Source organism: Burkholderia sp. Ac-20379, assembly GCF_017104645.1.
In the GTDB taxonomy this organism is placed as follows: Bacteria; Pseudomonadota; Gammaproteobacteria; order Burkholderiales; family Burkholderiaceae; genus Burkholderia.
Genome location: NZ_JAAGPF010000236.1, coordinates 1 through 11,575, shown reverse-complemented (window position 1 = coordinate 11,575; position 11,575 = coordinate 1). Strand labels below are relative to the sequence as shown.

The window sequence follows — 11,575 nt, the reverse complement described above, 5'->3', positions numbered from 1 at the left end:
CGCGCGTCGCACAGCGCGCTCGCGCAATGCGCGGCGTCGAAGCGCTTGCCGAGCGGAATCTGGATGCCCACCGAAAACGACGTGCGTTCGGCCACGCCGTGCGTGTCCTTCAGCGAGCGCATCAGCGTCGCCACCACGCTCGCGTCGGCCAGCCAGCGGATGCCCGGCGAGTGATAGCGGATGCCCGCGTAGGGCGTGAGCGAATCGTGTTCGACCAGCAGCGACAGCCCCGTGTTGAACACGCTCAGCTCCGCGCCGCCGAACGCGCCGTCGAGCCGGTCGCCGCTGCCGTAGCCGACCGTGAACGTCGCCGGGCCGAGCGCCTGCGAGATCACGCCGTATTTCGCGCGGAAGAAGTGGGTCTGGCCGCCGATATCGTTGATGCCGAACGCGATGTCCGGCTGATAGCGGAAGAACTTCGGCACCGCCACCTTGAGGTTGGCCATCAGGTGGCGCACCACGATCGATTCCGCGCCCGGAAACACCGGCCGCACGTTGCCCGTGTAGTTGACCAGCCCGCCCGTCGCTTCCACGTACGGCAGGATGCCGATGCCCGCCCACGCGACGTCCGCCTTGCTGGCCGTGCGGCCGAAGCGCGGGTCGATATAGTCGTTGTACTGGCCTTCGAACGTGCCCTGCGGCAGCGTGAAGCCGTACGGAATCACCAGGCCGCCGCTCGGCCCCAGCGCCGACAGCGCCGGCTCCGCCGCCGTCGCGGCGCTGGCCGCGAACGCCTGGATCGCACCCAGCGCGAATACCCCGAGGCCGCTGCCGGCCAGCTTCTTTCGATTTTTGTAGGTCATTGTTGTCGCTATCGTTGACGTGTGATCGCCGCTGCGCCGTCCTCCGCCCGCCGCCATCGCGCCCCGCCCCGCGCGGCGGCAAACCGCACGCGGCCGCCCTGCATCCGGTGAACGGTTGCAGGGAAATACGGCTCGATACCTGGTGAACCCCGCCCGAAACCCCGGCGTGGACGACATTCGCGCTGCACCGCACCGGCCCCACCCGCGCCAGGCGTCGCTGCAGTCCTGCTGTCAGACCGTCGCTGCGGCGTCCATCCCCCGGCCACACACGCGACGCTGCAACGCAGCAAGAAGCGTTCCAAAATCCAAAGATTGCTTACAAATCGCTCAGGCTGAAATTTTCCGTTTCCGGAAGAGGAACGGCCGACGAAGGATTGCGAAGACGGGGACGCACGCGACGGCACGCGGGTGGCTGGGATGTTCCGGTTACGTGACGTTCGGGGCGGGCGTTACGGGCGGGCGGGTGACATCGGGGGCACGGCGCCGCCATGGGCGTGCGTCATAATGCTTGCCCACTCTTACTCATCAGACGGAAGGCCAGGCCATGTCGACGCAAGCAGTGCTGTACACGGAAATCGAGGGCAGCATCCGGGACAGCGGAAAGGTGAGCTTCGAGATCGGCGGGATCCCGATCACGTTCGATCTGGCGAACCGGCACGAGCGCTATTACGCCGCGTCGTTGCTGATGACCATCCGTTACCCGCAGGGCGACGTCGATCGCGCGTTGTTCCGGCGCTTCGTGCGGGCCGGCGATCAGGTGCTCGACGCCGGCGCGAACATCGGCGTGACCGCGCTCGAACTGCTCGAAACCGGCGCGCGGCGCGTGATCGCCGCCGAGCCGATCCCCGAACTGTTCGCGCGGCTCGCCACCCTGCCCGCCGATCGCGTGGCGGCCGTGCCGCAGGCCGTGTCGTCCGCGTCCGGCACGGCCGCCATGACCGTCTCGCTCGCGCACAATCAGGGCTCGAGCCTGAAGGACGAGGTGCTGGCGCTGTTCCCGTTCATCTTCGGCGAGACGCATCACCGGATCGACGTGCCGACCACCACCATCGACGCCCTGCGCGCCGAACACGGCGCGTTCGACGTCTGGAAGCTCGACATCGAGGGCGCGGAGGTCGATGCGCTGATCGGGGCGGCCGATACGCTCGCGCAGTGCCCGCCGCGCGTCGTCATCGCCGAGTTGTATGGCGAGTTGCGGCACGCATTCGCCGAGCGGTTGAAGGCGACGCATCCGTTTGGGTATCGCGCGTTCTTGCGCAAGTCGGATTACGAGCTGACGCTCGTGGACGTCAATGCGGAGCCGGGCGAGGATCACCATCACACCAGCCCGATGTTTGCGTTTTGCCGGGAAGCGGCGGGTTGAGGGGGGTGGGGGTGGAGGGCTGGGCCGGGGGATTACGCTGCCGGACAAAACCGGTTGCCGGACTACTGCCAGCCCTCTTTCCAGGACCATGCCCTGTGGCCGTTTCACGCTCTGCCAAACGGCCAGCCTCGCCGGCCGCCACCGCCCCCTGCTGGTAAATTCCACGACCAAAGCCACTTCAGCCTGTCAAATGAGCACGCAACCCGCCGACGTCACCGCGAACCATACGCCCATGATGCAGGGGCATACTCCACTTGCCTGACAAAGCTCCGCACACAAACCTACGCTAAAATCTACGCTTACTTTTTTGACGATCGGTCGCTAATGACCCGTTGCCGCCACTCGTCCTTTGGGCTAAATCGTCCGCTTCCGACTGCCCAGCTGCCTTTCGTGCATGGGAGACAATGCCGCGCGTTGAACTGTCAATGATCACGCTGTGCATCGGCTCATCGTCGAGGTGCGTCGACGAATGGCTCGCGCAAGGTGAGAGTAGTGCCTTGTATTTATTGTCGCCGAGCGGCGACTGGCCATGAGCAACCGACCAGTCGATGCGTCGAGAAGCCGCTAGAGCGTATTACGCGCTTTCAAAATACTTGGCCGCTCAGACCAGCATCAACGAAACGAAGACAACGAAGTGCAAACCCACCAAAGTTTCCGGCAGACGCTCGTAGTCACGAGCGAGCCGATGAAAGCGTTTTAGCCAGCCAAAACTGCGCGCGGCTACTCAACGTCTTGGCAGGAGCACAAAGCCTTTCCTTGCCTCGGGCAGTTTGATCACCTCCAACTCGATGCCTTCGTCGCTCGCCGCAATTGCAGCCTCGTTGCCTGTGTAGCCCTGATCGGTGAAAGCGAGCTCACCGTCTTTCCTGTCGCTTGCTGAACCTGCTACGCCAACTCCTGAACCTGAGCGCGCTCCCGCTCGTCTGCCGGCGTGACATGAACCGCCAACAGACGCCCCACATATCGACAGCGATATGCACTTTTCTGTCGCACTTGCGTTTGTAGCCGTCGAATCCCGCGCGTGGACCGCTCCCGCATGTAGACTGCAACGTTCGACCGTCCGGGATGACCGCGCTGGGCTGGCCTTAACTGGGTTCACGCGACACGGAGATCGAACGCAGATCAACTGTCATCGCTTCAAAAAAGCGGGCGCGAAGCCATCGCTGTGTTTGCCGATACACAGCTTCCCACAGAGAGAAATTGGCCAGCGGCAAGCCACGACGCACCTGCTCGGGCCAACTAGCGCAGCTCCTATTGCCGGTTCGGAGCGTTCTCCTCCATTAAGGTCAGATAGGGCGCGACGAAGTCCCATTCTTCACCCGTTAAGTCGCTCCGGTACAACTTTCGTTTCCCCATCCGCCTTAGACGGATACGATTGGGAAAAGTGCATAACACCCTATAAGGCATTGCGTTATACGCATCTTTTGCCTAAATTTTAAGCACATCTCCCAGAGCCCCGGATGCAAGAGCTTCATGGTTGCAACGGCTGCTTGGAGCGGTGCCCGGCTAGTTCTGGCTCATCGTCGTAAGTCATTGATTCTTATAGGAGCACAAGATGGATGTATAACCCTATGCCTATAAGGGTGACCGTTTCGAATCGGGAAGCAGTGATTGATTTGTTGCCCCGCAGGAACCGAGTACACTTGCGTAGTATCGGTGCATCACAAGGAAACTAACATCAAATGACGTCCGAATCGCTTTCTCGTCGAAAATTCATTAAATGGGCCGTTTCAAGCTTTGTGTTAACAAAGGCAGCAGCTTCCAGGAAAATTCTGGAAGCCCACGCGCAAACAACGGAATCGAATGTCGAAGCATGGACTAACTTGTCGATAGAACAGCGAGCTAGAACACTTTTCAGCAGACAACTCCCGGCAAGCATGCGACTTGTGGCAGCAGCTGGGGGCGTCGGGGTTGTAGCTGCCATTTTCGAAACTGAAACCGGGAGTTCGGGCGTTGCGGAAATAATGCGATGGCTGTGCATCGCTTCCGAACGCTCTCAAGGAACTCACGCAATTCAGGTTACGGCTGATGCTATGGCAACCTCGACATCTTTTCATCCAGTGGACGTCTCACTTTCCGTCCTTGATGACGGATCAATTGACGTGTCCGAACAGCATCTGCGTTCGCATACCCAACACGTCTGGAAGGAACTGGATGGGAAGTGGTGTCTAGCGAAACAATCGTTCGCCGGAAACGTTGCTCATCGGTTTGTCACGCGCAATTACGACATAGCAACAGAAAAATTTGTCACCACTACAAGCTTGATCGAGAGCAACGAGGTTCTCGCAATGGAATGTGTCAGTGTCGATGCCCTTATCACTCTGGGAACGTACTGTAATGGCCAAGCCATCGTCTAAAATAAAGTGATTCGAATCTCAACCGAGGCGGAAGAAATTGATGACAATAGAAACAGCACTGCTACAGTTACTAGAGCAGTTTAAAAATGATCAATGTACGGATCAAGTGAAGGATCACCTCAGAGCACAGATTAAATCAGCCAGCTCCGATCTAACCCAGAACCCCCGGGATGAAACGAATGGAAATCGGATGTTCCTCAATGCCATGGTGGCGTTAGCATTAGGAACGGCGGAACAACTATATGGAGCTGGCGACGACACAAGCTTTGATCCATTCCCTCGTTTTTGGTCTCATCCCAATTCGCAAATAATGCCCTTAATTGGTGATGATGGTGCTGTTGTTATAGCGATCGGAACCTTTGCCGTTAGTTGGGAGGAAGTTTTCTATGATATCTGTCATGAATCTCTACATTTACTGAATCCTGTTACCAATGTGCGCAGCAGCAATGTAAAAGTCAGTGCCCTTGAGGAAGGAGTCGCCGTAAAATTTGCGGAGCAGATTTATGAAAAATACATCAGCTCATATTGCGATAAAATTCCTACCACATCCCCAATTAAGGCCTTCCACACTCAATATTTTCAAGCATATTCTGCAGCGAAAATGATCCCCGACACTACCCTAAAGGAGGTTAGAAATGTATTTGTCAGATTTTCAAAAATAGATGATCCAGATAAATTCAAACATTTGACTCGTGATTATTTGAGCGATATGGAAGCGGAGATCCTACTTGCACCATTCAAATATCTCAGATAATCACGCACGTCCAGAATTTAATGTTTTCGGCACCTATGTTCAAGCCTATACGCAAGTGCTGTGATTTCGAAAAATTTGTCCAGAGTCCAAATGGGTGAATGACCGAAACGGATCGACTTCGAGCTGTCCATCTTAGTAGGGCAAGTGTCTCCTCGTGGCGAGCAACCGCCGGTCGTGCGGCAACTGGCCGAGCGACGATCCTCGATCGATCCCGTTCGCTCGAAATCACCCACACAATCACACATACCAAGTCAAAACAAGAAGTTCTTAACCGAAGCCATTAACCGCGCGCGCTCGCTGGCATTATGCAGAACCATCCCATGAGTCCACAGGCCGTCGACATTGTTTGCACATGCATCCGCCAACTGCTCACCGATCTCCTCTAAGCTCTGCCCTAGATCGACACGCAGGTCTTCGGGCTCAATAAGAGTTCCAAGAACGTAAACACGATCAGCAATATCAACAGGAAATTGACTTTTAAAGTACTGCAGCCGATTTTGAAAATTTCCATCAAAGTCAATCAATAAAACCAAATGCCTGTGAGGAAGATTTCGCAAATGGGCAATGTGAGTTTCGGTAAACTCGTTGAGAACTTTCGGCCACCCCCCGGACGGCGGCCGAATATCAATACACTCGTCGTTGACAGAGTACTGCAGTACAAATCCGTTCGCCAGCTCACGATTAGCGTCGTCCTCGGGCACCACCCAAACGTGTGGCTTATATTTATTTACAGCCACGAATCGAAATCTCCCTCAATCAGGCTTTCGATTAACTCTCCTGAATGCTCGATATCCATAAGAACGCGAATTCTCGTGGGCTCAAGATGCCCCTTTCGACCTACAACCCACGTTGAGTCGCTTGAAAATCGACGTATAGCCTCTGGATTATGAGAGGACATCACAATTTGCCCTTGCTCTTTGAATGCCCTCCTCAGCTGAACAACGAATCGACTTACTTCATTCAGCGACAGATGGTTGTCTGGCTCATCCCAAAATGTGAAAAGCGGACCATAAAATTTATTTGCAGCCAAAACAACTGCACACAAAAAGAAGCACTTCTCGCCATCCGAGAGAACATCAGAGAATAATTCAAAATGGTTTTTTTCACTTTCAAAACCGACCTTCAGAACTTTAGTACCCGTCCCCGTTCTCTCAAAGCGAAAATCCGAAATATCTGGCATCACCCGCAACAGATAGCGACTAACTATCGAATACGCCGCAGGATAGCTATCCAGCAACCCGGATAACCAATCCGCCCAATTTGACGCATCCTCATCAATTCCCATAGTACCAGCCTTGGCTTCACCAGACATCAGCTTTGGAATTGGTACAAGTAAAACCATTCGACCCAGCCAATCTCTGAATTTCGTCAAAATATCCGAAGCGACTGGATCTTGAATTACCGTCAAAGCAATCAAATGCCAATCCAAGGAGAATTTACCATCCTCCCACCCCTCTATATTTCGATGAACCATAATACGCGCATGGTCACGCGTAAATACAGCATCGCCATCAACATAAAGAGACTCCTCAACAACACGTAGCTCACTAAATTTCTCAGGAAACTCAAGAACCAACGTGTAGTCGAATACTTGGCCACCCAATTCGACTACCATCTCGAATCGCATCGGAATATGTCGACGCGCCCAACCAAAATCTTCGGGCGTGACCAACAAACCCACACGATTTATTCCACGCCCAATGGATTGAAACACCTTAAAAGCGGAGCGCAGCGTTGATTTACCACTTCCGTTTTTACCAATCAAGAGCGCCGATGGGTTCCCGCGCAGCATGAACTCAAAATTTTCCAAGCAACGGAAATTGTTTACGTAGAATCGTTGCAGCATAATATTTTAAATCTACCGATAACAAAAAATTAAGCAAAGTATCGCCAAGAGGAAGCAACTTAGACACCATCACTTCGCCGCATCGCAATGCCACATGACCACCGAACTGTACCCGAGCATGGAGCTGGAAATTCCGAAGCGTACCGCAAGCGGACATTTCGATTCGAGCCCGCCGCACTTTGACCTTACGTATATGCACTATGTGCGGCACAGACTTGCACGTGCCTTGCCCAGCCGCGCCCACGCTTTTCGCGACCTTACTGATAGCAATTGTAGACGCTGCCGACGCCCGGCAACATATCGTGGTCGCGGTTCCGAACGTTTGACCCTCGATCTTCCCGCCAAAGCAACTTTTCTGTAGGTAGTCAAACTGCGCGCCTCGCTGGATATCCGTCAGCGCCTCAGGTGCGGTCGCCTTCAGCCACTCGAACACATGGCGGCTCGTGAGCGCCCATTTGAACTGATGGACGAACTCCTCCAGGTGATGCTGCACGACGCGATAGAAATTCACCAGTTCGCCGTTGACGTCGTTGATCACTTCGACCTTGGCTGGAGGCCGCATGAAGAACAGCGCAGCGCCGCCCGCGAAAACTTCGACGTACGTTTTGTGGGCTGGAAAGCGCGGCAGGAGGGGCGTCGCAAGCCGGCGCTTGCTGCCGATCCGCGGAATAATTGGTTTTGCCATTGTGAAAGCCGCTCGATAACTTCGTGTAGAATTCGGCGCGCCTACGTAGGTAAGCAGGGCCTTGGCTGATTCACTGGCACGCACAGTGGAAAGGCGGCCGGGGAAATGCTCTAACATTCTCCCGGCCGCCCTGTTTCGTTCGAACCCGTCAGGCTCCGATCATTTCGTTACTGCCTAACCTCAGTAGTAGCCTCCTCCATCAGCGCGTCATAGCTCCGCTCGCATTGCTTCCCGGCGGCACCTCGCTCGTCAGCGATTCTCGCCAGCGCTCCCGCGCGCTCGTCAGTCCGGCCGAACATGTTGGCAAGCAGATCGAGGGCGTCGCCGGTTGACGGGCTTCCGGCGGAAGCGCTGGCACGCTGAGCCTCGACGACAAGCGCGGCAACCTACTTGCGCAGGCGGTCGGCAGCGCCATCGGCAACAGCAGCATCAGCACGAGCGCGATCACGTTCCTTCGCAGCATCGGTTGCAATCCTCCCTTGTGTCGCCAAACGGCGATCGAATTCGTCTCGCTCCTTCGTGAGATTGGCAATCTGCCGAGCCTGGTCTTCGACCTTCGCGGATTGATCCGCATCGCGATGCCCCTTCGAATAGCCGCAGGCCGAGCCAACCACCACGCCGACAACGACCAGCAGCCAGATCCGTGGATCTATCCAGGTCATGTAGTCATCTCTCCGCCGGCGGATCGATACGCTGCCAGCAACTGCTCGATACCGTTCTCGTGCTGCCCATACCCAGCCCCAGGCAATCTAGCCCACACGTTCGATACCTTCGCCACCGCCTCACGAAACCGACCTGCGTCGATCAATGGCAGCGCTCTGTGCTCGCGAAGCTGCTGCAACGCATACCGATCCTGCGAGACCGGACCGAAGTCCGGCAGCTTCATCTGCGCCTGGTCGATCCGCCACCACCGCGACAGAATCTGATACCGCCCGGCCGCCGTTGACGGAACCCGGATCTGCCGGTTGAGAACGTTCGGGTGCTTCCCGTAATCCGAGAACAGCAGTGGCCGTGATGCCGCCGCCCCGACAAGCGCGTTATAACCATCATCCGATCTGGCCAGCAGCGCCGATCCGATCTCGCTCACCGCGATGGCATCGAGAAACGCCACCCGGTTCATCCCGCCCGCAGCGGCAACATGGATTCGAGCCGTCGTCATTTCTCCCCAAAGATGCGTTTCGCGTGGCGGCGCAGCAGCACCTCCAGATACTGCGAGCCGGCAATGCCGAGCCCGCTGCCGATACCGAGCAGCGCGATCGGCGGCAGATCCGGGATCTTCACCAGCGCCAGCCCGGCCAACATCGACGTGGCCGAGCCAAGCACGGCCCGCCCCGCAACCAGCCGAAGCGTCAACGGCTCGCTGCCGACCAACACCTTCGCCACTCCAATCAATCCACCCATGATGACCAGCTCCAGAATCGTCTTTTCGTGGTCCTGCATCGATTCACCTTGACCCGATAAAAAGAAAGGCCGCTCCGGTTGCCCCTGAGCGGCCTGAAATACGGTGCGCGGTACGCTACTTCGGCCACGGCACCACCAGATCGATCTTCTTGCCCTTCTTCTTCCCCTGCCCGACCTTCGCCTTCCCCTTGTTCCCTCCATTCAACGTGACGACCGTGAGCCAGCCTCGAGACGCATAGGTGTGCTCCACCGATTCGATCAAAAACTCGCCGTCCACACCGGCCTTGAAGCCCTTCAGGGCAATCGTCTTTTCCGTCGACAGATCCGCCCGGCCGCGCATCGTAAGCCGGCTCGAGGACGTGGCCCGATTGAGTGCGGCTAGATGCGATTTCGCCGCCGATTTGGCCGCTGTATTGCTCGCGAACGCATGACGTTCGGTATGAACTGGCGCATACGGATTCGGGATCACGAGATCGATCTTCTTTCCCGACTTGTGGTCATGCACCTTCGCGCGAACGGCTGCGAAGCTCACTCGATCCGGGAAGTTAATGTCGTAGTCCATCAGTGCATCAAGCGTCCGCGTCGCGACCAGAAGTGCCTTGCCGCTTGCGCTTTTGCCGCCACCGCGCTGCAATTTCTCACGTCCCCAATTGCGCAGACGCCTGCGATCTCGCAAGCTCGGCAGCCTTCGTGCACGCAGGCCCATGATCAAATGTTGCCCACTCTCGGCATGATCGACACTTAGTCGACTTTGCACCGAAGACACCCGTTTTCTTTCCCGCGACCCTCACGCCCAAACCCGGAGGCGCATCCCGGTTTGAATCCCATAGAATGTAGGGCTTGTTTTCGACGTTCGCCTGAAGGCCTGTCCACCTCTTCGGTGGACTCCCTGGCGAGTCTGGGGCGCTTGATCCACGTCGGATTGAGGTCTGCTTTGACTAAGTTTGCTCGCTCTTGACTATTGGATGCCCCGGAAAAATGGACGGCACCCATGCCTCCGGATGCACTTCTTGGAGAGGCTCTGTCGTCTGGCCAATGACCAATGGGACTGCGACCGACGTATAGTGAGCCGCAGAGCGCTGCAGAACCGATGTTCCCCCTTGATACCGGGGAATATCAATGAAAACCGCAGCAAATGTCCGAACACGATTTTTCGCAAGTAATTGAATGAGCACAGAATTGCAGCCTAATGCACCATCCGAAGCGACCCTCGCCGGCCACACGCCCATGATGCAGCAATACCTCCGCATCAAAAGCGAACACCCGGATACGCTCGTCTTCTACCGGATGGGCGATTTCTACGAGCTGTTCTACGACGACGCCGAAAAAGCCGCGCGCCTGCTCGACCTGACGCTGACGCAGCGCGGCGCCTCAGCCGGCAATCCGATCCGGATGGCCGGCGTGCCGCATCACGCGCTCGAGCAATATCTCGCGAAGCTCGTGAAATTCGGCGAATCGGTGGCGATCTGCGAACAGATCGGCGATCCGGCCACGTCGAAAGGCCCCGTGGAACGCAAGGTGGTGCGCGTCGTCACACCCGGCACGCTGACCGACGCGGCGCTGCTGTCCGACAAGGCCGACGTGTTCCTGCTCGCGCTGAGCCTCGGCCACAACAAGCGCGGCGTGCTCACCAACGTCGGCCTGGCGTGGCTCAACCTGGCCAGCGGCGCGCTGCGCCTCGCGGAAATCGCGCCCGGCGAACTCGGCGCCGCGCTCGAACGCATCCGCCCGGCCGAGATCCTCGCGGCCGACGCCGCCATCGAGGCCGTGCCGCCCGGCGCCGGCGCGGTCACGCGCGTGCCGGCCTGGCACTTCGACATCGCCTCGGGCACGCAGCGCCTCTGCAGCCAGCTCGACGTCGCGAGCCTCGAAGGCTTCGGCGCCCATTCGATGACGAGCGCCTGCGGCTCGGCCGGCGCGCTGCTGCTCTACGCGGCCTCCACGCAAGGCCAGCAATTGCGCCACGTGCGCAGCCTCAAGGTCGAGACGGAATCCGAATATATCGGGCTCGATCCGGCCACGCGCCGCAATCTCGAACTGACCGAAACGCTGCGCGGCACCGAATCGCCCACGCTCTACTCGCTGCTCGACACCTGCTGCACGACGATGGGCAGCCGCCTGCTGCGCCACTGGCTGCACCACCCGCCGCGCGCCTCGGTGGCCGCGCAGGGCCGCCAGCAGGCGATCGGCGTGCTGCTCGAAGCCGTGGGCGACGCGAACCTCGAAACGCTGCGCAGCGCGCTGCGCCGGATCGCCGACGTCGAACGCATCACGGGCCGCCTCGCGCTGCTGTCGGCGCGCCCGCGCGACCTGTCGAGCCTGCGCGACACGTTCGCGTCGCTGCCCGAACTGCGCGCGCGGATCGC

9 protein-coding genes and 4 pseudogenes are annotated in these 11,575 nt (G+C 57.9%); 4 read left to right on the top strand and 9 right to left on the bottom strand.

Annotated elements, in window-relative coordinates; genetic code table 11:
- The coding region (locus G3N92_RS24115) for a YjbH domain-containing protein (RefSeq protein ID WP_206130094.1) at window positions 1–803 on the bottom strand (803 nt) is incomplete at its 3' end.
- A gap of 544 nt (window positions 804–1,347) precedes the next feature.
- Here G3N92_RS24115 and G3N92_RS24110 point away from each other — a divergent pair.
- Window positions 1,348–2,166 carry an FkbM family methyltransferase gene (locus G3N92_RS24110; RefSeq protein WP_206130093.1) on the top strand — a complete coding sequence of 273 codons (819 nt, stop codon included), beginning with the start codon at window positions 1,348–1,350 and terminating at the stop codon, window positions 2,164–2,166.
- Between the two features lie 601 nt (window positions 2,167–2,767).
- Here G3N92_RS24110 and G3N92_RS24105 read toward each other — a convergent pair.
- A pseudogene (locus G3N92_RS24105) lies at window positions 2,768–3,522 on the bottom strand (transposase).
- Window positions 3,523–3,848: 326 nt separating this feature from the next.
- Between G3N92_RS24105 and G3N92_RS24100 the strand changes: the two are divergent.
- Entirely contained in the window at window positions 3,849–4,523 is a 675-nt protein-coding gene (locus G3N92_RS24100) for a hypothetical protein (protein WP_206130092.1), read from the top strand.
- Between the two features lie 40 nt (window positions 4,524–4,563).
- Window positions 4,564–5,277, top strand: coding sequence for a hypothetical protein (locus G3N92_RS24095; RefSeq protein WP_206130091.1), 714 nt, complete (start codon window positions 4,564–4,566; stop codon window positions 5,275–5,277).
- 251 nt (window positions 5,278–5,528) lie between these two features.
- On the opposite strand, the gene G3N92_RS24090 is transcribed toward G3N92_RS24095, so the two are convergent.
- The 7 genes and pseudogenes from G3N92_RS24090 to G3N92_RS24060 form a co-directional block, all read right to left on the bottom strand.
- Window positions 5,529–6,014, bottom strand: a complete 486-nt coding sequence (locus G3N92_RS24090) for a hypothetical protein (protein WP_206130090.1) — start codon at window positions 6,012–6,014, stop codon at window positions 5,529–5,531.
- Entirely contained in the window at window positions 6,005–7,069 is a 1,065-nt protein-coding gene (locus G3N92_RS24085; RefSeq protein WP_241014994.1) for an ATP-binding protein, read from the bottom strand. The genes G3N92_RS24090 and G3N92_RS24085 overlap by 10 nt, the downstream gene beginning before the upstream one ends.
- A 4-nt stretch (window positions 7,070–7,073) precedes the next feature.
- Window positions 7,074–7,808: a DNA adenine methylase gene (locus tag G3N92_RS35070; RefSeq protein ID WP_241014993.1), complete on the bottom strand. Its 735-nt coding sequence runs from the start codon at window positions 7,806–7,808 to the stop codon at window positions 7,074–7,076.
- Window positions 7,809–7,975: 167 nt separating this feature from the next.
- Window positions 7,976–8,470: pseudogene (locus G3N92_RS24075) on the bottom strand (DUF2514 family protein).
- Window positions 8,467–8,967, bottom strand: a complete 501-nt coding sequence (locus tag G3N92_RS24070; protein WP_206130087.1) for a glycoside hydrolase family 104 protein — start codon at window positions 8,965–8,967, stop codon at window positions 8,467–8,469. The pseudogene G3N92_RS24075 and the gene G3N92_RS24070 overlap by 4 nt, the downstream one beginning before the upstream one ends.
- Window positions 8,964–9,248, bottom strand: coding sequence for a phage holin family protein (locus G3N92_RS24065; RefSeq protein ID WP_206130085.1), 285 nt, complete (start codon window positions 9,246–9,248; stop codon window positions 8,964–8,966). Before G3N92_RS24065 ends, G3N92_RS24070 begins: the two co-directional genes overlap by 4 nt.
- Before the next feature lie 76 nt (window positions 9,249–9,324).
- Window positions 9,325–9,834 (bottom strand): annotated as a pseudogene (locus G3N92_RS24060) (late control protein); the annotation flags it as partial.
- 542 nt (window positions 9,835–10,376) lie between these two features.
- Here G3N92_RS24060 and G3N92_RS24055 point away from each other — a divergent pair.
- Window positions 10,377–11,575 (top strand): annotated as a pseudogene (locus G3N92_RS24055) (DNA mismatch repair protein MutS); the annotation flags it as partial.

Coding starts and splice junctions, on each gene's coding strand:
- G3N92_RS24110 (WP_206130093.1), top strand. CDS start 1,348: ATGTCGACGCAAGCAGTGCTGTACACGGAAATCGAGGGCAGCATCCGG.
- G3N92_RS35070 (WP_241014993.1), bottom strand. CDS start 7,808: ATGGCAAAACCAATTATTCCGCGGATCGGCAGCAAGCGCCGGCTTGCG.
- G3N92_RS24065 (WP_206130085.1), bottom strand. CDS start 9,248: ATGCAGGACCACGAAAAGACGATTCTGGAGCTGGTCATCATGGGTGGA.
- G3N92_RS24070 (WP_206130087.1), bottom strand. CDS start 8,967: ATGACGACGGCTCGAATCCATGTTGCCGCTGCGGGCGGGATGAACCGG.
- G3N92_RS24100 (WP_206130092.1), top strand. CDS start 3,849: ATGACGTCCGAATCGCTTTCTCGTCGAAAATTCATTAAATGGGCCGTT.
- G3N92_RS24095 (WP_206130091.1), top strand. CDS start 4,564: ATGACAATAGAAACAGCACTGCTACAGTTACTAGAGCAGTTTAAAAAT.
- G3N92_RS24085 (WP_241014994.1), bottom strand. CDS start 7,069: ATGCTGCGCGGGAACCCATCGGCGCTCTTGATTGGTAAAAACGGAAGT.